This window comes from Paenibacillus sp. A14, from assembly GCF_036864815.1.
Taxonomy (GTDB): Bacteria; Bacillota; Bacilli; order Paenibacillales; family Paenibacillaceae; genus Fontibacillus; species Fontibacillus sanfengchensis.
Map to the genome: position 1 here is coordinate 44,259 of NZ_JBAGJD010000003.1, position 19,803 is coordinate 64,061.

A 19,803-nucleotide genomic window follows, 5' to 3' on the forward strand; every position below is an offset into this window, starting at 1 on the left:
TACGGACTTTAGCGATAATCTAGGAGGGACTTACGATGGGTAAAGTGATGATGGTCGTGGCGGAGGCACAGGGCGGAAAACTGCGTCAGGTTTCTTTGGAAGCGCTTCAGACTGCTTACACTCTAAAAGAGGAAGACGATGAAATCATCGCCGTCCTCCCCGGATATGAACTGACCGATGCGGCCCATGAACTCGCCGGGCACGTCGAAGGCCGGGTGATCACGCTGGAACACCCCGATTTGAAAACTTACCTTGCCGAAGCCTACGGCTTCGTCTTCTCCCGGCTGATCGCCAACCTTCAGCCCGATCTCGTGCTGCTCGGACATACGGCGGTCGGGCGGGATCTCGCTCCCCAGCTCGCTTCGCTTCTCGATGCCGGTCAAATCTCCGATGTGACCGCGCTCGAAATGACGGATGAGGGCGCCCTGTTCACCCGCCCGCTGTTTGCCGGTAAAGCTTTCGAGAAGAAACGGCTCCTCGGCAGCCGGGGTGTCGTTACGCTGCGGCCCAATAATCTTCCTCCTGCCGCGCCGGTCAACGCTTCGGAAGAAATCGTGCCTTTCGATTACACAACTCCGGAAACTTCGCTTCGCACCGCGATCCGGGATGTCGTCCGCAAGGCGTCGGGCCGGGTCGACCTCAGCGAAGCCAAGGTTGTCGTGTCGGGCGGCCGGGGCGTGAAGAGCGCGGACGGCTTCAAGCCCCTGGAGGAACTTGCCGAAGTGCTGCAAGGCGCGGTCGGAGCCTCCCGCGGCGCCTGCGACGCCGGCTACTGCGACTATGCGATGCAAATCGGACAGACGGGCAAGGTTGTGACCCCGGAGCTTTACATCGCCTGCGGCATTAGCGGGGCCATCCAGCATTTAGCCGGAATGAGCCAGTCACGAATAATCATCGCCATAAACAAAGATCCCGAAGCCCCGATTTTCAAAATGGCCGACTACGGGATCGTCGGCGACCTTTTTGAAGTCGTACCCCTTTTAACCCAAGAATTCAAACAGGCCCTTTCACGCCAATAACCGTATCCCGAAACCTGGTGATCCAGGTTTTCTTTTTTTTCGGCCCGGGCCTGTCCTTCCCGATCTTTACAATATCAAAAGCAAACGGCTGATTGATGGCATTATGGAATTTCTTTAGCTCCAGTTCCCTTCGAAAATACTCGTCGTAGCTCATTGCTGCCCCTCCCCTTCTTTTACCGGCCGGGTGTGATTGACGTCCCCATTATCCGCTTTAAAAAAGGGAAGAAAAAGTGTACAGTATGAAAAACGCCTTTCCCCTTTTAAGGAGAAAAGGCGGTGTACCGGAGGTGAAGTATGCCATGCTGTCGGCCGAACGCTACATGGCCTTGATCAATCATTACGTCGGGCCGGCGCCACGGGAGCAGGAAGAGTACGAAGTGGCGCTCGAGGAGTTAACGAAGCTCTTCCACTGCACGGAACGGAATGTCAAATTGATCGTCCGCAAGCTTCAGGATGAAAGCTGGATCACATGGCTGCCCGGAAGAGGGCGGGGAAACAAATCAAGGATCCGTTTTCTGGTCAAACGCGACCATTTCTTGCTCGAATTCGCCAAGCGGCTGGCGGAAAAAGGGGAATACCGCTCCGCTTTTGAATTCCTGCATCAATACGAGGAGGACCGGACAGTATTGGATCAGTTCCTCCAATGGCTGAACGGACAGTTCGGCATGGAAAAATTCGGGGCCGAACTTCATGCGAAAGATGTGTTCCGCCTCCCGGTCTATCGCGCACCGCTCACGCTCGATCCGTCGGAGCTATACTTCGGATTCGATTCCCATCTGGTGAGACAATTGTTTGATCGCCTGATCGAGTATGACTCGGAACAGCAGAAGATCCTGCCGAAGCTGGCGCACTATTGGGAAAGCGATGCCTCGGGCAGACAATGGACGTTTTACCTTCGCAAAGGGGTTCTGTTTCACCACGGAAAAACGTTGACAGCCGAGGATGTCGTCTTTACGCTGGAACGGTTGCGGAATGGAGCCATGAACTCCTGGATGATGGAGACGATGGAATCCGCGACAGCGCTGGATTCGCGGACGGTTCGCATCATGCTGAGCCGGCCGAATTGGCTGCTCCCCCGCCTGCTCTGCTCTTCCTGCGCCTCTATTATCCCGTCGGACCTGAACGGGCTGGATGAGAGCCGCTTCTGGCAGCTCCCGAGCGGAACGGGCCCTTTTCGGATTACACATTGGGGCGGCAATGGAATCGAGTTGGAGGTCCATGCGCGCTATTTTCTCGGCAGGCCTTATCTGGATGGCGTCAAATTGATTTTTATGCCGGAGAATATCCCGAACCTTTCCAGACTAAAGTGGGAGCAGTTGATCGCCAATGACGCCAGAATACCGGCCGATGCGGGAGGCGACTGGCAGCGGATCGAAACGCTCAGCCAGGGGTGCAGTCTGATCAGCTGGAACCGGAACAAAGGCGGACCGCAGCAATCCCTTTCGTTTCGTCAGGCCGTCAATCTGATCATCGACCGTTCCGATTTGATCCGGTGCACGGGGAAACCCGGCTACCCCGCCCGCGGCTTCCTGCCCATGGAGGAAGCCGCACACGGCCACCGCAGGCCTGATCCTGAAGCAGCCAGGCAGCTGCTGGCGCAATCGGGTTACGACGGCACCCCCATACTTCTGGTCGCAGCCGAAGCGGAGTGTGAAGACGCCGAATGGATCGCCCGCCAATGTGCCTCGATCGGGATTCCGGTCCGTATCCGTTACGGGAACAGGGGGATTCTGTCGCGGATCGAAACGGCCCAGGAAGCCGACGCCCTGCTGATGTGCCTCGTTTTTGCCGATGATGAGATCTGCGAGCTGGAGACCGTGCTGCAAAGAAACAGCATTATTTTCCAGCATCTTGACCCTGGGCTCCGCAGATGGATTCATCAGGTGGTGGACGATATTTACGCGAGTCCCATCAAAGAGAAACGCCGGGCTCTTCTGGAGCAGATTGAAATCCGCCTGCAGGAAGAGGCACAGATTTTATTCCTCATTCACCAGCAATTGAACACTTATGTCCACCCTTCCATCCGGGGAATCGTCATCAACAACTTGGGGTGGATGGATTTTAAGGATATTTGGCTTACGCCTGCGGAGGAAATCGCCTCCGAACGCAAATAAAGAGCCTGCAGGATCTTTACGGATCCTTGCAGGCTCGTACTTTTTATGATTTATTTGAACACTTTCAAACGAGAATCCAGCGGTGCAAACTCTTTGTCGCCCGGCGCTGCGGCGATTCCGCCGAAAGGCATTTGCGCGATCAGCTTCCAGCTTGCCGGCACGTTCCATTCTTTGCTCACTTCTTCGTCAATCAGCGGGTTGTAGTGCTGCAGGGAAGCCCCTACGCCCTCTTGCGCCAATGCCGTCCATACCACATACTGAAGCATACCGTTGGATTGCTGCGCCCAGATCGGGAAGTTTTCGGCGTAGGCCGCAAACTGATCCTGAAGTCCTTTGATGACGGTTTGGTCTTCAAAGAACAAAACCGTTCCGCGGGCATTGCGGAAAGAGGCCATTTTTTCTTCCGTCGGTGCGAAGCTGTCGGCCGGTACAACCTTGCGCAGCGTTTCTTTCGTCAAATCCCACAGCTTATGGTGCTGCCCGCTGAACAGTACGACCGCTCTTGCGCTTTGCGAGTTAAAGGAAGACGGGGAATGCAGCACAGCTTCCTTTACAATTTCTTCGACACGCTCTTCGGAAACCGGGATTTCCTGGTTCAATGCATACACGCTGCGTCTTTTCTTGATCGCGTTCAAAAATTCGCTCATTTCTTCAATCTCTCCTTCGATATTTTAGGTTAGTTTATCCGCTGAACCCTGATTTAATCGGATGAACTCAGTCGGATAATTTATACTTACATTTATTTAGTAGCTGACGTTATTATATTACATAAAAATATTTTGGTTTGCAAGCAAAATTTTGAAATTTCTTAATCTTAAACGACGATTGGTTCATTTGGGTTATAATGGGAGAAATAGCCATGGAAGGGAGCATGCTGGGTGGCAAGAACTAAAATATTCATCAGCTCCGTCAATGAAGATGGTCTTAAACCGCTTCGCCGCAAGGTATTCAAGGAATTGGAAGCGATGGGGCATGAACCGCTGATGTGGGAGGAGAATCTCGGACCCTGGCCGGCCCATGTCGATCCGGTCGTCCGCTGCCTGGAAGCGGTGGCGGAGTGCGACATTTATCTGCTGTTTATCGGCGGCAAGGCGGGTACATATGATGCAAAGGCGATGAGAACGATAACCCACATGGAGTTCATTAAAGCTTACGAACAGGAGAAGACTATTCTCGTATTCGGCGATGTCGAGGTAAAGTCCGCTTTTTTCGGGCGGGTTAAGCCGCTGCTGGACCAGTACATCGATCATTATATCGCCAAGGAGAACCTTTTTCCCTCCCCGCCTCATATGATGGAAATGCTAATGCGGGATGAACGCGTTCCTAAAGAAATCGATCCGTACGTATGGTATTTTCTCCATGATATGACGATGCGAAAGGTCTATATTGATGACTTGTCGCTTGGCGTAACGATTGACTGGAAAGCTTACTTCAGCGACTTGCTTCGCCGTGGCGCCCTCCTGCTTCCTTTGGAGGAATCGATCGAGCAGAATGCCGCCAGGCTGGATGGTTTTGACGCCGCCTTTGAATTGATGACCGCCTTGCTCCCCTGCCTGAATATCACCGGGCTTAGGCAACCGGATAAATTCCTTGAACTCGTCGTCGACACACTGGAGGGCGGAGACATCGAGCAGCGTTACGGCCCTTATTTGTCCGAATGTGTCGGCCATTATGAGGATTGCAATGCCGCAACCCTTTACGCCCTGCGGGAAAGAGAGCTACATCTGGTCGCCAAAACGGGCGATGCGGCATCCATACCGATTTTTTCGCTGGACGATAAAAGTTCGTACGCCGTATTGACGCTGGATCTAGGGGACCCCGGTGAGCAAGTGTTCTTCAAAGAAGCGAAAAAAATGTTCTATCATTGCATCCGGTCGGGCTCCTATGTGATCACCCTGCACTATCCGGCCGATCCGGACTGGAATTATAAGAAATTCATCCACTACAAAGAGAGTATTAACCATGCTATAATGAGTAAAAATCCGCTCCTCATCGAATTGATCAAATTATGCTTGGGAGGAATGCAGCCATGAGTGCCGGAGTATTCGTATCCAAAAACGGTCGGGTGAGCAAGGCCGTTGGAGCCCAACCTAAAGAGGCGCTATTGTTCGCTCCCGCGTCGAAGAATTCGTCGCAAATCCTTCGCGAGCAGCGCACGGCGATGAAGCGCAATAACAAGCAAATTAAGGACCGTTTCGCCCAGGCCACGAAGCGAGCCTAGCCGCAGCCATATAATAACCCGTCCGGGAAACATCCTGGACGGGTTATTTTTGCCCTTAACGACAAGATAATATTATGCAGGACTTTAGGCGATTAATTTCAACCCTACCGCCGCAGACAATACCATAGCGATGAACAGCAGTCTTTTTGCGTCTTTGGATTCGCCGTACAAAAACATCCCGACCAGCGTGCTCCCCACCGTTCCCATGCCGGTCCAAATCGCATAAGCGGTTCCCATCGAAATGAACTGCATGGCGATGGACAGGAGCGACAAGCTTAGAACAAAACCGCCAATCAGCAGAATAAACGAGAGCAGATCGCGGGAACGGTTCAATCGGCTGATCCCGGCTACGCCGATCACCTCACCCATGCCCGCCAAAACCAACAACAACCAAGCCATCTTATCTTCCTCCTCCCGAATCAACCTCAGGGCCCGCTTCCCCACCGCTTTCGGCGGTAACGATTTTCAACCCGATCACCCCGGATACGAGCAGCAATATCAGTAAAATTTTCAGAATTCGGAACGGCTCGCCGAAAAGCACCATTTCCGCCAACACCGTCCCGGCCGTGCCGATCCCGGTAAACACTGCGTACGCGGTCCCCACAGGCAGCTTGGCGGTCGACCGAATCAACAGATAAGTGCTAAACCCCAAGGCGAGAATCGTGCCCACCCAAGTCCAAACGTTATAGGAATGCTTGAGTCCAATCACCCATCCGATCTCTAAAGCGCCCGCGATCCAGATCAAATTCCAGTATCGATTCATTTGCTCTCTCTCCTTGTTGTTTTTGGGGATTGTTCTGTAGCGCAGAACACCTAAAAACCCGGGAAGATATCTCCTTCGATATCCTCCCGGGCTTTTATCCCTCCGTGTCCGCGGCGTATTCGCCGCGCGCTCCCTCTCGGACCAGACCGGCGCGAACCGGCGCCACGGAACCCTAGGGAACAAATTGAGCTTTATTTTACACAAATGGGCATCGAAGGTCAAGGCCTTTCGGATAGTCTTCTTTCGGGCAGCCAACCCTGCGACTTGTGCAAGCATTAGGTTTGATCTAACATAGTACAAGGAGAAGAAGACGAAGGAGTGTTAGACTGATGAAGGATTCCACAACGCAGGAGACGGCAGCCCCGCGGGGCATTTGCCCGCGGCGCGTGCTGATCATGACCGCGGTCGAAGCGGAGCGGAGCGCGGTGCTGCGCGGGCTGAGCCGCGGCGGCGCATCGGCGGCCCCCGGCCTGCCCGGGGGGCCCGCCTTCGACGTGCGGCTCGCCGGCGTCGGCCCCGCGCTGGCGGCCGCATCGACGGCCGCCGAGCTCGCCGCGGACGGCGGCTACGAGCTCGTCGTCAGCGCCGGCATCGGCGGCGGCTTCCCCGGCCGCGCGCCCGTAGGCTCGCTCGTCGTCGCGAGCGACATCGTCGCCGCCGATCTCGGCGCGGAGACGCCGGACGGCTTCGCCAGCGTGGACGAGCTCGGCTTCGGCACGGCCCGCGTGCCGGTCGCCGAAGCGCTGGCGGCGCGCTGGACGGCGGCGCTGCAAGCCGCCGGCCTGCCCGTCTGCAGCGGGCCGGTGCTGACGCTGTCGACGGTCACCGGCACGGCCGTGACCGCCGAACTGCTGGCCGCGCGGGTGACCGGCGCGGCGGCCGAAGCCATGGAGGGCTTCGGCGTGGCCGTTGCGGCCCGGCGTCTAAACCTCCCCGTGCTGGAAATCCGCGCGGTTTCCAATGCCGTCGGCCCGCGCCAGCGTGAGTTGTGGAAGATCGGCGACGCCCTGCAGGCGCTGGAACGGGCCTGCTCATACTTACCGGAGGTGCTGCAATCATGAATATCGCGTTTTCCCCGTGTCCTAACGACACGTTTGTTTTTCATGCCCTGGTGCACGGGCTAATCCCTGATGCCCCGGAGTTCCATGTGACCTATGCGGATATCGACATTACCAACGGCCTGGCGGCGGAAGGCCAAGGTCCCGAAATCCTTAAGATCTCTTATGCCGCCCTCCCCTGGGTGCTGGACAAATACGCCCTTCTCCCCTGCGGCGGCGCGCTGGGCCGCGGCTGCGGCCCGCTCGTCCTGACCCGGGAGAGCGGGCAAGGAGCGGAGGCGCTTGCCGGAAAACGCGTAGCGGTACCAAGCGAGCGGTCCACCGCTTACCTGCTGTTCCGGCTCTGGGCCGCACAGCATGTACCCGGCGGGATCGGAGAAATCGTCGTCCTTCCTTTCGACGAAATCATGCCCGCCGTGCAAAACGGATTGATCGACGCCGGCCTGGTCATCCACGAGGCACGGTTCACCTATCCGTCGTACGGTCTCCAAATGCTTGCCGACCTCGGCAACTGGTGGGAGACCGATACGGAGCTGCCCATCCCGCTCGGCGCGATTATCGCCCGCCGGGACCTGGATCTCGCGTCCCTTTCCGCCTGGATTCGCGCTTCCGTCGAATATGCCTGGGCTCATCCTGAAGCCTCCGCGGCTTACGTGCTGGAGCATGCCCAGGAAATGTCGCCGGACGTGACCCGTGCGCACATTAACTTGTACGTCAACGAATACACGGCAAACCTCGGAGAAGACGGCTATGCGGCGGTAACCGCGTTGTTGGAACGGGCCGCACGGGAGGGTTTGGTGCCTGAAGTGGACCTCGCCTTGTTAAAGTAAATTAAAAATTCCCCTTAGATGTTAGATATCCAGGGGGAATTTCATTTCGATTAACCTTTTGGCATTATATAGTTTAAAGTATTGATTTGCATACTAATGCCCCGTCAGACAATCTTGACTAACAAGAATTCCTGCATATCAGTTTTTTTCCTGTTCGGAACAAAAATTTGAAGATTCCTGCAATTCTGCAGGAATTTCCGACGAAACCGGCTCGTTTCTCTAAAATCGCTAGAAATACCTGCAGATTTGCATCTTTTGGAGTTGGAGTTGGTAGTTCGCTAGGCACCTTGATAGCGTGGGCCTAATACGGATTCGGATATCTGTCCGGCTTGAGAATGCGTATTCGGGTACCTCACTCACTCCAAATTATAGTTGAAGTAGCGGATTCTCATTTTCTCCTACTACGATGTCTGACGGGGCACTAGACTTTTCACACTCTTCACCTGCAACTCATTGAATTAAAGGGAATTCTTCCCGTTAATGATGTAGACTCTGACGATGAGGCTTTATATCTACAATTGTGGATGTGGGCAACGTATCTCCGAAACCATTTCATATCCTTACCCAACGCCAATTCTTTAGTTCAACTTATTTTAACGGGAATTTCTCCCGTTAAATTAGCTCATTCAGCCCACTTGGCATATTTTAGCTGTAATTTCTCCAGTTAAATCCGCCGGAAGGGCCGAACAAGGCCATCGCCTCGTTGATTAGCTGGAAGTTTTCCAGCTAAAAGCGAATTTCGGGCGCCACAGCCGAAATTACCGGGAGGTTTTCCCGTTATTTGTCGGCTGCTGCCAGCGGTCTTACTCTTACGGTAATTCCCTTCACTCGGCTCCCCCAAAACGCTTGCGATATCCGCACTTCCGGCATAATTCCTCCACGGCAATTCGCTGGGAAAAGCCGTCATACAAGCGGTTGGCACGCTCGCCTTCGATAATTTCGGAGAACGGGGTATTGTGCACATTCCCCAAATTGATCACGCCCTCCCCGTCCAGACAGCAGGGGATGACCGTACCGTCCACCAGGATTCCCGCCTGATTGCGAAGCGCGTGGCAGAATCCCCGTCCGTCGTCTTCTGGGGCGCTTAAACTCGGCCAATCAAATTCGTGGTCCTGGTTCAAGTAGACGCGTTCGGCCAGTCTGATGCCGCTGCCGGGGGTGACTTTTTCTTCAATGTGAAAGTCCAGTCCAAATTCCCGTTCAATCATCTCCAACGTGGCGCGGTTTCGGCTCCGCTGCAGGTTGGTTTCATTATCCTGCGTCAGATTCCATAACCGGAATGAAACGATAAGATCGGATATGGCCGTAGCCTCCCGTACAAAGGACAAGACGCTTGTAATATACCCTTCCCGGTCCGTGGAGCCTTCATGCCCGTCAAAGCTATGCAGTGAAAAGTTGATCTGCCTAAGGGCAGGCTTGCCCAGCAGTTTATGGGCAGCTTTATGCAGCAGCGTTCCGTTTGTCGTAATATTGACTTTAAACCCTTTTTCATGGCTGATATCCAGCAGTTGATCGATTTTGGGATGCAGCAGCGGCTCCCCTTTGACGTGAAAATAAATATAATCGGTATGAGGCCTGATGTCGTCCAAAATTTTGCGGAAATCCTCAAGCTTGATAAATTGGGCCTGACGCTGTGTCGGCGGACAAAAGCTGCACGCCAAATTGCAAACGCTGGTCGTCTCGATATAGAACTTTTTGAACTTTTTCATGATGGCAATAACCTGCTTCTTTCATAATGGGTGGTAGACTGTTACTTTACTATCTAATTTGAACGTTCAACCTTATATAGTTTAGCTTATTTTTTCCGCTTGTCCCAGCGTCTAATCGAAAAGCTCAATATGCGGCTTGTCCGCTTGGTAATAGGCGAGCCTGTCGGCAAGGGTCCCTGTGTGAAACTCGAACATATGCCCGTCCGGATCCAAAAAATAGACCGACTTGCCATCCCGCTCGTCCCGCGTTCGTCCGGGCAGGACTTCCGCCCCCGCTCTCTGGAGCCGTTCCAACATAACCGCCCAGTCTGCCTCTTTAACGGAAAAAGCGATATGTGTATAAGTGCGCGGGCTTCCGTTCCGTTCTACGTCCTCCTGGTTGAGCGCCAGCCAAAGGCCGTTCAGGTCGAAATAAGCCAGCGACCTCCCCTTCGCGAGAAGCTTAGCCTCAAATACCTGCCGGTAAAACCTGATGGACGCCTCCAAGTCGGAGACGGAAAAGCAAAAATGATTGATGCCCTGAATGCTCATCGTTTACTGTGAATCTCCTTGTCTTCTCCAGGACCGGGAAACCCCCGGCCGCCGGAGTCTGTATCGGTTAACCTGATTTAACAAGCACTTTCAATTCCACGTTCTCTATAATAACAGGAGTCCCTGCGAGTATGATATCCGAACCGAGGTCCAGCGTCAAAGTGGTGGAAGAGATGGTATACAGGCGTTGTTCCTGCAATACGCCATTGATAAATAAATTAGTGTAACTGCTTTCGGATAACCCGGCAAAATCCAAGGCTGTCTTCCCTTCATCATCCGTAAATTGACTGGCTTCGATAGTTACTTGGGATTGAAGATTTTCCTCCGGCAAGTAAAAGTACCTGTAGACGACAGGCACAACGCTGAAATCACTTCCCGGCGAACCGGGCGGTCCGGGTGGTCCCGTTGGACCTTCAGGGCCTTGCGGCCCAGGCGCTCCTTGCGGCCCGGACTGACCCGCGACTCCCGGTGGCCCTTGCGGTCCCGGCAGACCCGCGGCTCCCGTCGGCCCGGCCATTCCCGGTGGCCCTTGCGGTCCCGGCAAACCCGCGGCTCCCGTCGGCCCGGCCATTCCCGGTGGCCCTTGCGGTCCCGGCAAACCCGCGGCTCCCGTCGGCCCGGCCATTCCCGGTGGCCCCTGGGGTCCCGGCAGGCCCCCCTCTCCCGTCGGCCCCCCGACTCCCGGCAGGCCTTGCGGTCCTCCCAGGCCTACCCCTCCCACCGACCCCGCGACTCCCGGTGGCCCTTGTGGTCCCGGCAGACCCGCCTCTCCCGTCGGCCCCGCGTTTCCCGGCTGCCCCTCGGACCCTCTGCTCCCCGGAGAACCCGGAACGCCGGGAGGGGCGTAATGGCCGACAGCACCTTGTCCTTCGCCACTGTTCGGCGCTCCCGCCGGACCTCCCAAATTTTTTCGGGATCGTCTGACACGGCATGATCCCGTCTTTTTCGGATTACGCATTTTGGGGCAGCGGCGCCGACGGCGCTTGCGGGGCTGTTTCATCCTGCATCTCGTGCTCTTTCTTAACATGTGGCCACCTCCATATGTGTCTTCTGATGGTTATCATATGCGGGTCACCCGACTACGAATTAGGCGGGGGTACCATACGTTAAGAAAGAAAAGGACTCCTGGCGAGGGGGAACCGCCGTCTCACAGCCAGGAAAGAATCACTAAAATAAAGGGAATCGAATTACCCTTCGATATCCCCCGACAAGGAGGTGAATGACAATGCCTGTAATCAAACCCGTTTTTACGGCCGTAGCAACCGCTCCGGTAGCAACCGGCGGAGCTGTCACCACTACGGTAGCTCCCGAAACCAGCCGATTTTTTGTAACGATCACGGCGGGAATGATTGGAGCCACGGAGACGACCATTCCCGCCGCCAGCTTTGTCGACGATGCGGACGGGGCCGTTACGACACTCCCTGCATTGACGGCCAGCGATTACTTCAATGTGTATATCAACGGCGTCCTTCAGCAATCTTCCCTTTCGACATTGACTACGGCAAGCCTGGTATTGGCAACGACGGATCTGACTCCCGGGGTCCCGGTTCAACTGGAAATCTCCAGCTTTGCCGGCGTAACCTCGGCGATTACGACGCAGCCGACCATCTCAGCCCCTACGATTACCATTATTACTTGAATGGATGACGTCAAAGTACGGTAATAAAAAAGGATCCGGTCTCGATCGGATCCTTTTTTCAAAGCTTTATTTATCTTTTCTGCTTTTCCAGGCGGCCAGGGTAATTCCCTCTGCCAGCGGCCATCGTCCGCTCTTGGGGGTACCGATTTGCTGCGAACTGTAAATCCCGCTGTGTCCGGAGAACGCATAACTGACCATGCATGCGATGAAAAGATAGAGCGCCCCTTCGGAACCAAACAGCTCGATCCCCATAATAAAACAGGCCAGCGGTGTATTTGCGGCCCCGCTAAATACCGCCACAAACCCTAATCCGGCGAGAAATGGAGCATATAAATGCAGCCACCCCGCCAAGGTATGACCCAGGGTCGATCCGATGGCAAACAGCGGAGTTACTTCTCCCCCTTGGTATCCGGTGCCCAAGGTTAACGCAGTAAACAGAAGCTTCCAAAGAAATGCGAGCGGGGATATGCCCTCACCCTCGCTATGGAACGAATCTGAGATCAACGGAATCCCCAGCCCCAGATAGTCGCGGGTACCCAGTACATAAACGAAGCCGATAATCAGCAGACCGCCTAACGCGCTTTTTAACACCGGATTCGGCAGCAGCCGGGTAAACTGGCGCTTTAAAGCGTGGGTAAGCCCGCTAAAACATAAAGCCGCGAGGCCGAAAAGGATCGAAGCCAAGACCACTTTCAGCAGTACCGCTCCAGACAGGGCAGGGACGGGCCCCATTGCGTAGTGCAGGTGATGCACTCCCCAAACTTTTATAGCGACTAGGTCACCCACAAAACTGGCAGCAAAGCAAGGAATTAAGGCACGATGGCTAATCAGCCCGAACACAGCCACCTCCAGCCCAAAAACGGTTCCGGCGAGCGGCGTGCCGAATACCGAGCCGAACCCCCCGCTAATGCCGCACATCAAAAGAATTTTCCGTTCAGTCTCATCAATCCTTATGACGTTCCCGAACCATTCGGCCAGACTTCCGCCCATCTGCACCGCTGTTCCTTCCCTTCCCGCCGATCCGCCGAACAGGTGGGTCCCGAGCGTACCGATCAGCACCAATGGAGCCATGCGCAGCGGAATCCGTTCCGTTCCATTTTGAATACGTTCAAGGATCAAATTATTTCCCTTGCCGCTATTTTCTCCGAATTTCATATACATATGGCTGATCAGCGCGCCGCCCGCCGGGAGCAGATAAAGCAGCCAACCATGCGTCAACCGTTGTCCGGTAACAAAATCCAGACTGAGCAGAAAAAACGCCGATGCGCTCCCCGCCATCACCCCTACGGCGCTTCCAAGCAACAGCCATTTTATAAACGAGCCGGGGTAAGCCGCATATGGAATTTTGTCCGTCACTTTCCTTCCCCAGGCAAGCCATTTGCTGCGGTTCATACAAACGCCCCTTCGTATCCCTCAAAATTAAATTCATAATAGCGCAGTAAACCAGAATAGTTTATCCCAAGCCTTCCGACCCGTCAATAAACTTGCTCCCTTCTTACCTCCACTGCTCTCCAAGCATAGAATAAAGCAACTCCAAAGAAAAGGTGATGCAATTGACCAGCTATCGAAAAGCTTACTTGCTCAAACAGCGTTACGCCGCGCGGATGCTGAAACAGCGTGGTGTACACGGGATCGGCGTCGGTTTTAAAGATCCGACCAAGCCTCGGAAAGGGGCGGCGATTATCGTATATGCGGATGCCGCCACCGCCGCCTCCGCCGGGAGAAAACGGAGAAAATCCAGATCCGCTCCCGCGGTGGTCTTGCCCTCCAAGTTGAAATCGACGGTCCCGGTTCGTATCGTGCGCGCGAGCCGGTTTCGTAAGAACGGCACAGGCGGATTAAAATTTAGGCGGCGCATCCGCCCGGTGATTGCCGGATACAGCGTCGGCTCTCCCAACGTTTCCGGCACGGCGGGACTCATCATCAGCGACATAGGCTGCCCGGGGAGCCGTTATATTCTTAGCAATAATCATGTACTCGTCAATGAGAACACGGACCGTTCCTCCGCAACGCTGCAACCCGGTGGCGCCGATGGCGGAACGGTGCCCCGCGATCAAATCGGCGTAATGGACCGGTTTGTCCGGCTGCGGAAAACCCGCCCCAACTTTCTCGACGCGGCCACTTCGAAACCTTTCCGCCGCAGCCTGCTTCGCCCGGCATACGCCGTCTACGGGCGAGTCCCCGGTCATGTGCGGACCTACAAAATCGGAGACAAATTTAAAAAGGTCGGCCGCACGACCGGAGCCGTCACAGGAACAGTGGAATCGATCCATACGGATATCCGGGTCGATTATGGGGATTACGGAGGGCTCGGAACTATTACCTTCAAAAATCAAAGCGTCATCCGCGGAAAATACCCCGTCTCCTTGAGCGGGGACTCCGGGTCCGTCTGGCTGACAAAGTCCGGGAATCTGGCTGCTGCGGTCAACTTTGCCGGGTCGGATGAGGGACGGTTATCGATAGCTTACCCGGTGGATTGGTTCATGCGGGTGTTTAATACCCGCGTCGCCTCCGCCGGCAAACGCCGGCTCAACGCCCCGGGACGGGGCGGCAAGCATAAATTCATGTGCGTGCAGCCCCTATCCGCGAAGGCCCTCAAATCCCTCCGTCCGCGGAAATGCCGGTTAGGAGGCAAAAAAACAAAATAAAAAAAGGAAAAAGCTTCTCCTGTGGTCTTGTCCGCGGGAGAAGCTTTTTTCCTATCAAAACTTACGGGTTATTCCATAAAATCCTTCAGCCGCTTGCTGCGGCTCGGATGTCTCAGCTTCCGCAGCGCTTTGGCCTCTATCTGGCGGATCCGTTCGCGGGTAACTCCAAACTCTTTACCGACTTCCTCGAGTGTGCGGGTCCGTCCGTCATCCATGCCGAACCGCAGGCGGAGTACATTTTCTTCCCGCTCGGTCAACGTGTCCAGCACTTCCTCAAGCTGTTCCTTCAACAGTTCGTAAGCGGCCGCTTCCGCGGGAGCCGGAGCATCGTGATCCTCGATAAAATCACCCAAATTGGAATCGTTCTCCTCGCCGATCGGCGTTTCCAGCGATACCGGTTCCTGAGCGATTTTCATAATTTCACGCACTTTCTCCGGGGTAAGTTCCATCTCCTTGGCGATTTCCTCCGGTGTCGGCTCCCGGCCGATTTCCTGCAGCAATTGACGGGATACCCGGATCAGTTTATTGATGGTCTCCACCATATGAACCGGAATCCGGATCGTTCTGGCCTGGTCCGCAATGGCCCGCGTGATCGCCTGACGAATCCACCAAGTGGCATAGGTACTGAATTTAAAGCCTTTGGAGTAGTCAAACTTCTCCACAGCTTTAATCAATCCCATATTCCCCTCTTGGATCAAATCCAAAAATACCATGCCCCGGCCAACATAGCGCCGGGCGATGCTGACAACAAGCCGGAGATTCGCCTCGGCGAGACGCCGTTTGGCTTCCTCGTCCCCCTGCTCGATGCGCTGGGCAAGCTGGATTTCCTCATCCGCGGACAAAAGGGGGACACGCCCGATTTCTTTAAGATACATTCGAACCGGATCATCAATTTTGACGCCCGGCGGCAGCGTCAGGTCATCTGTAAAATCAAGTTCATTGCCTTTTGTCAAATCCTCTGTCATGGCTCAGACCCCCACCCTAATAATGGAAAACAGTAACAAATTTTTCTCTAACAACGGCATACGCTATTTGACAAATTAGTGCTATTATGCTATTATATAAGCAATGTTGAATTGATTTGTCTTTGATTTGGCTATCCGTCATTTTATCACATTTAATGTTATTTTACAAGATTATTTTTTATGAATAATAATGAACGCTGGTCCTCCGGGCCAGCGTTTTTTTGTTTAAGCCTTCCTTCGTCTCCCTGTACGGGAGGTCCATTTTACAACGAACTATTACCGAATCAACCCCAACTCCCGGGCCTGTTCCTCTGTCAGAATAAACTGTTCCGTCTCCCAAACCTCATCCTCGGAAGTGATCCCAAAGGCTTTCATCACCTGGTTCCAAATCCCTCTTTCCACCGCTTCGCTTTGGGTGATGATAATTTTCATATTTCATCGCCGCTCCTTTTATGATCCTTTACCTCCATGTATAACCGGCCTGTGCGCCTTTGAAGCTGATTTTTCAGGATGTCGGCATCAACCGGACCACCGACCCACTTTTCCAGACAACCAGACCAAAAACTGGATACCGCTGTTAATATTGCTACTTTTTTAGCAAAAATAATCCTATAGTCCTATGTCAAAATTCGACATTTGCGACGAAAATATGATCATATCCCTTTCTTAAGTCGCAAATCATCCTGTATTACCGGGATTTCCGACCTAATGCGCGGATTAGTTTATTTTGCGGGAGGTAAGGCCTGGAGTTCCATATGTTCTGATCCGTGTCGTCCGCTACTCCTACAAGCAATTACCAACAACCCGAATCTCAAAGGAGTGTACACCTACGTGAAAACTAACACTGCCCCCCGTAAGTCCGCTATGTTGCTTGCCTTCGTTCTGCTTTTTACGCTTTTGTGCGGCCCGTCCGCCAGTGCGGAAACCGGCGCTGCCTCCAAATCGAGAACCACTTGGTTATGGCATACCGCACTTATACAAACAAACTCATCGGAATTGCTTGATTTCGCCAAGTCCCAAGGCGTCGGGATCTTATATTTGCAGGTCAGTACGAAAGTCGATCTGGCTTCCTACCGCAGCTTTATCCGCCAGGCCACGGAAATGGGCATCGAGATTCACGCCTTGAACGGCGCCCCCGACTGGGCCCTGACCACAAGCCGTCCGAAATTGGATGCCTTTATGAAATGGGTTCGTGATTATCAACAAACTGCCGCTCCGCAAGAAAAGCTGACAGGCATCCATGTCGACATTGAACCTTACTTGCTGCCGATTTGGAAAACGGACTACACCACTCTGGTAACCCAGTGGCAGGCCAATGTCGATGCGCTGGTTAAACAGGCTTCGGACTTAGGCCTCCCGCTCTCGGCCGCGCTTCCCTTCTGGCTTGATAATTATAAAGTACCGAACAGTGAGCAAACCTTGAGCTCCTGGATGATCTCAAAGTTTGACTCCGTTACCCTGATGTCCTACCGGGACAATGCCAAGGCGGTTTACGATACGGCCAAAACGGAATTTGCCGAAGGCGAAAGCATGAACAAGACAATCTACACCGGCGTGGAAACGAAACCTTCCCAAGAAGGGGATCTCATTACTTTTTATGAAGAAGGGATCGACGTTTTGAACGACCAGCTCGTCCAACTGGAGCAATTGGGCAGTTCGCAATCCTCATTCGCCGGAATCGCCGTCCATGATCTTGTGGGTTGGATGGATCTTTCCAATCAAGAACTGGCACAATAAGCTAACCCACCCCGTTCTTAGGGCCGGACCTTCCGGCGGGAGCGGGGTTTATACTATTATCTATGCTTGACAAAAAAAGGACAATTTAAGGATATTGCATCAACAAAAAAAGTACAGCACAATATTACAAAATTAGATGTTGGAGCGTATCCACTATCTTTCATATCCCCCTTACGGAAACAACCCATGCTGCCGCTCCGGAAAGAGAGGGTTCCTATGCCAAGACGTGAACAGGTTCCACATCACCGTTTATCCGGCGTCTTTCGGTTCAGGTGGTTGTCGTCTTTTCTTTTCCTCTGTTTCGTCCCTCTGATCGCAATGCCTGCTCCAAGCGTTTTTGCCGAATCCAGGCTGACTCTTGATTCCCCCTTGGAGGGAGAAGAGGTGTCCCCCGGCATAGTCAGGATTAGCGGACAATATTCCGAAGCCTATGATATCAAGCTGCTCGTTAACGGGATCCGGCAAATCCCGACCGTCATGGAAGCGACGTATGGTCCGGAAAGCGGCACCTGGTTTGCCGATCTCGACACCTCCAGGTTCGACGGAACGGTCTCCCTGGTTGCCAAAGGTACGCAGACTTCAACCCGTTACGGCGTATCCAGCGTCACCACCTCCGTTTACGTGGATAATCCGCAGGTCAGCGTCCCTCAGGTCCGGATCGTCAGTCCCGAAGACGGATCAAAAATCAAAAGATCCACGAAGCTCCCCGTTAAAATCCGGGTAGACGCCAAGAACGACATCGATCGTGTCGAGGTCCGAATCAACGGCGGTCCCTGGGAATCTGCCGTACAACGTAAAGGGCAGTACGAGTACCTATGGAATACCAAGAAATTCAAGAACGAAACCTTCAGCATTGAAGCCAGGGCAATCGATGAATACGAAAACGAAGGCCGTAGCACGACCGCTTATGTTTACACGGGACAAAAGAATCAAGAACCTATTACGCTCGACCCTCAAGACCGGGCGATGTGGATTTGGGAAAAAGCCGCGTATAATCTCTTTTTGAATCCCGGCTCGAAAAACGCCTTGAAAGCGCTTGCGGACGACACGGATACCTTTGGGTCCGATCCGATCACCACGTTTTACATCGGAGTTTTCCCGTATGAGGGGATGGATATTCTTGAGGATGAACCGGAACGGGTCCGGGAATTTGTGAAATGGGCCCATGAGAACGGCTATCAGGTTCATGCCTGTATCGCCGGAGGTACCGTACCTCCCTACTATGGCGCGCTCGCTCCGTTTCATGGCTATGCCATCCGCGAGATGGAGAAGGTGATCAACTATAATCTTTCCTCCGCCCCCGAAGAACGGTTTGACGGGGTGAATGTCGATATCGAGCCTTACATTTTGCCCGAATTCCGTGCGCAAAAACCGGAAGTGCAGCTTCAATACCTGGACATTCTGCAAAAAATGATCGAGCGCAGAGATACGGCCGGGATCGATCTTCCCTTCGGGCCCGCTATTCCCCGCTGGTTCGACAGCAGCGACGTGGCCCAGGATATTACCTGGAACGGGGAGACTAAATGGCTCTCCGAACATGTTCAGGATATGAGCGATTACATCTCGATCATGGATTACCGGGACACCGCGGACGGCAGCGCAGGCATTATCATTCAAGCGCAAGGCGAACTGGATTATGCGGCTTCCATCGGGAAACCCGGTTCGGTCGTAGTCGGCGTGGAAACGCTAGATATCGCCAACAGCGGGGACCCCGAAACGATAACGTTCCGCGAGGAAGGCAGAACGTATATGGAAGCGGAGCTGGATAAGGTCTACGCTGCATTTGCGGATCATCCGGCGTTTGGCGGAATCGCCATGCACCATTACGATTCCATTCGCTGGCTTCCCTCCGAGTGGGGGCCCGGCGGCTTCAAATGGATGATGGATCCCCGCGACGTCTCGCCGCCATCTTCTCTTAACGGCGAACCTGCTGCGACGACGGTCGATTACAGCTCCATCGACTTGAGCTATGGGCGAGCCACCGACGATTCCGATATCGAAGAATATATTATCTATCGCGGCACAGAGCCCGGATTCGTACCGGATGAATCCAACGTCGGGGGCAGGTCCCGCAATCTGTCTTACCGGGATTCCGGACTTCTTCCGGACACCACGTATTACTATAAAGTGGCGGCGGTGGACATCAGCGGCAATATCGGCCCGGTTTCCGCCGAAGTTGCATCCGTCACCGCCTCCACCTATCTGCGCCCGATGATCGTCGGCGATATGAATTTGACGTTTGACGGAACCCGGGCCAAAGTCACTCTCCAGGTTATCGATCTGGAAACCGGCGAGGGCATTCCTGCCGAGGTGCATGGCCGGTTTGTTTATAACGGCGGTAAATATGTGGATCTGAAGACCGATGCCGATGGGGCAGCGACGGCGACATCCGAAGCGCTTCCGCCAGCCTCCGGCATGGTCGGTTTCTGGCCGCAGCGGATCGTGGCCGGCGGATATTATTGGGCCTCCGCCTATGACCGTCCGCGGATCGCGACGGTATCTTGGCCGGAAAACTGATCCATCGTGTAATCCTATATTTTGAGAGTTTGGATCGCTCCGTTTATAATGG

General features: G+C 54.1%; 20 protein-coding genes and 1 riboswitch. Of the genes, 10 read left to right on the forward strand and 10 right to left on the reverse strand.

The annotated features are described in order from the left end of the window. Window positions 1–35 precede the first annotated feature (35 nt). Window positions 36–1,019, forward strand: a complete 984-nt coding sequence (locus V4U88_RS08150) for an electron transfer flavoprotein subunit alpha/FixB family protein (RefSeq protein ID WP_334072778.1) — start codon at window positions 36–38, stop codon at window positions 1,017–1,019. Here V4U88_RS08150 and V4U88_RS08155 read toward each other — a convergent pair. Then, complete coding sequence (locus V4U88_RS08155) at window positions 994–1,173, reverse strand: hypothetical protein (RefSeq protein ID WP_334072779.1); 180 nt, start codon at window positions 1,171–1,173, stop codon at window positions 994–996. The genes V4U88_RS08150 and V4U88_RS08155 overlap by 26 nt on opposite strands. Window positions 1,174–1,258: 85 nt before the next feature. On the opposite strand from V4U88_RS08155, the gene V4U88_RS08160 reads away from it, so the two are divergent. Then, window positions 1,259–3,133 carry an ABC transporter substrate-binding protein gene (locus V4U88_RS08160; protein ID WP_334072780.1) on the forward strand — a complete coding sequence of 625 codons (1,875 nt, stop codon included), beginning with the start codon at window positions 1,259–1,261 and terminating at the stop codon, window positions 3,131–3,133. Window positions 3,134–3,183: 50 nt separating this feature from the next. Here V4U88_RS08160 and V4U88_RS08165 read toward each other — a convergent pair whose 3' ends face one another. Beyond that, window positions 3,184–3,780: a nitroreductase family protein gene (locus tag V4U88_RS08165; protein ID WP_334072781.1), complete on the reverse strand. Its 597-nt coding sequence runs from the start codon at window positions 3,778–3,780 to the stop codon at window positions 3,184–3,186. A gap of 231 nt (window positions 3,781–4,011) precedes the next feature. On the opposite strand from V4U88_RS08165, the gene V4U88_RS08170 reads away from it, so the two are divergent. Together V4U88_RS08170 and V4U88_RS08175 are read left to right on the forward strand one after the other, a co-directional pair. Continuing rightward, entirely contained in the window at window positions 4,012–5,166 is a 1,155-nt protein-coding gene (locus V4U88_RS08170; RefSeq protein ID WP_334072782.1) for a DUF4062 domain-containing protein, read from the forward strand. Beyond that, window positions 5,163–5,354 carry a hypothetical protein gene (locus V4U88_RS08175; RefSeq protein ID WP_148449589.1) on the forward strand — a complete coding sequence of 64 codons (192 nt, stop codon included), beginning with the start codon at window positions 5,163–5,165 and terminating at the stop codon, window positions 5,352–5,354. The genes V4U88_RS08170 and V4U88_RS08175 overlap by 4 nt, the downstream gene beginning before the upstream one ends. A gap of 84 nt (window positions 5,355–5,438) precedes the next feature. On the opposite strand, the gene V4U88_RS08180 is transcribed toward V4U88_RS08175, so the two are convergent. Beyond that, the gene (locus V4U88_RS08180) at window positions 5,439–5,753 is read right to left on the reverse strand and encodes a DMT family transporter (protein WP_334072783.1); all 315 of its coding nucleotides are present in this window, start codon (window positions 5,751–5,753) and stop codon (window positions 5,439–5,441) included. 1 nt (window position 5,754) lies between these two features. Continuing rightward, window positions 5,755–6,117, reverse strand: coding sequence for a DMT family transporter (locus V4U88_RS08185; protein WP_334072784.1), 363 nt, complete (start codon window positions 6,115–6,117; stop codon window positions 5,755–5,757). A gap of 81 nt (window positions 6,118–6,198) precedes the next feature. After that, window positions 6,199–6,304, reverse strand: a riboswitch (guanidine-I (ykkC/yxkD leader). Window positions 6,305–6,446: 142 nt separating this feature from the next. Here V4U88_RS08185 and V4U88_RS08190 point away from each other — a divergent pair. Together V4U88_RS08190 and V4U88_RS08195 are read left to right on the forward strand one after the other, a co-directional pair. Beyond that, entirely contained in the window at window positions 6,447–7,178 is a 732-nt protein-coding gene (locus V4U88_RS08190; RefSeq protein ID WP_334072785.1) for a futalosine hydrolase, read from the forward strand. Further along, complete coding sequence (locus tag V4U88_RS08195; protein ID WP_334072786.1) at window positions 7,175–8,005, forward strand: 1,4-dihydroxy-6-naphthoate synthase; 831 nt, start codon at window positions 7,175–7,177, stop codon at window positions 8,003–8,005. Before V4U88_RS08190 ends, V4U88_RS08195 begins: the two co-directional genes overlap by 4 nt. An 824-nt stretch (window positions 8,006–8,829) precedes the next feature. Here V4U88_RS08195 and V4U88_RS08200 read toward each other — a convergent pair. From V4U88_RS08200 to V4U88_RS08210, 3 genes are all read right to left on the reverse strand, one after another. Continuing rightward, window positions 8,830–9,714 (reverse strand): radical SAM/SPASM domain-containing protein, encoded by an 885-nt coding sequence (locus V4U88_RS08200; protein ID WP_334072787.1) that lies wholly within the window; start codon window positions 9,712–9,714, stop codon window positions 8,830–8,832. Window positions 9,715–9,825: 111 nt separating this feature from the next. Next, window positions 9,826–10,245, reverse strand: coding sequence for a metallothiol transferase FosB (gene fosB / locus V4U88_RS08205; RefSeq protein ID WP_334072788.1), 420 nt, complete (start codon window positions 10,243–10,245; stop codon window positions 9,826–9,828). Window positions 10,246–10,312: 67 nt separating this feature from the next. Beyond that, the gene (locus V4U88_RS08210; protein ID WP_334072789.1) at window positions 10,313–11,272 is read right to left on the reverse strand and encodes a DUF4183 domain-containing protein; all 960 of its coding nucleotides are present in this window, start codon (window positions 11,270–11,272) and stop codon (window positions 10,313–10,315) included. Between the two features lie 198 nt (window positions 11,273–11,470). Here V4U88_RS08210 and V4U88_RS08215 point away from each other — a divergent pair, with 198 nt between their 5' ends. Then, window positions 11,471–11,884 carry a DUF4183 domain-containing protein gene (locus V4U88_RS08215; RefSeq protein WP_334072790.1) on the forward strand — a complete coding sequence of 138 codons (414 nt, stop codon included), beginning with the start codon at window positions 11,471–11,473 and terminating at the stop codon, window positions 11,882–11,884. Window positions 11,885–11,950: 66 nt separating this feature from the next. Here the strand turns inward: V4U88_RS08215 and V4U88_RS08220 are convergent, their stop codons facing one another. Then, a complete protein-coding gene (locus V4U88_RS08220; RefSeq protein ID WP_334072791.1) occupies window positions 11,951–13,276 on the reverse strand; it encodes a voltage-gated chloride channel family protein in 1,326 nt (441 codons plus the stop codon). 155 nt (window positions 13,277–13,431) lie between these two features. Here V4U88_RS08220 and V4U88_RS08225 point away from each other — a divergent pair, with 155 nt between their 5' ends. Continuing rightward, a complete protein-coding gene (locus V4U88_RS08225; RefSeq protein ID WP_334073365.1) occupies window positions 13,432–14,532 on the forward strand; it encodes a hypothetical protein in 1,101 nt (366 codons plus the stop codon). Window positions 14,533–14,600: 68 nt separating this feature from the next. Here the strand turns inward: V4U88_RS08225 and rpoD are convergent, their stop codons facing one another. Further along, on the reverse strand, window positions 14,601–15,497 hold the full coding sequence (gene rpoD, locus V4U88_RS08230) for an RNA polymerase sigma factor RpoD (protein WP_334072792.1): 897 nt from the start codon (window positions 15,495–15,497) through the stop codon (window positions 14,601–14,603). 276 nt (window positions 15,498–15,773) lie between these two features. Continuing rightward, complete coding sequence (locus V4U88_RS08235; RefSeq protein WP_334072793.1) at window positions 15,774–15,929, reverse strand: hypothetical protein; 156 nt, start codon at window positions 15,927–15,929, stop codon at window positions 15,774–15,776. A 399-nt stretch (window positions 15,930–16,328) separates the two neighbouring features. Here V4U88_RS08235 and V4U88_RS08240 point away from each other — a divergent pair, with 399 nt between their 5' ends. Together V4U88_RS08240 and V4U88_RS08245 are read left to right on the forward strand one after the other, a co-directional pair. Continuing rightward, a complete protein-coding gene (locus V4U88_RS08240) occupies window positions 16,329–17,234 on the forward strand; it encodes a hypothetical protein (protein WP_334072794.1) in 906 nt (301 codons plus the stop codon). Window positions 17,235–17,618: 384 nt separating this feature from the next. Further along, window positions 17,619–19,751 carry an Ig-like domain-containing protein gene (locus V4U88_RS08245; RefSeq protein ID WP_334072795.1) on the forward strand — a complete coding sequence of 711 codons (2,133 nt, stop codon included), beginning with the start codon at window positions 17,619–17,621 and terminating at the stop codon, window positions 19,749–19,751. The last annotated feature ends 52 nt before the right edge of the window (window positions 19,752–19,803 follow it).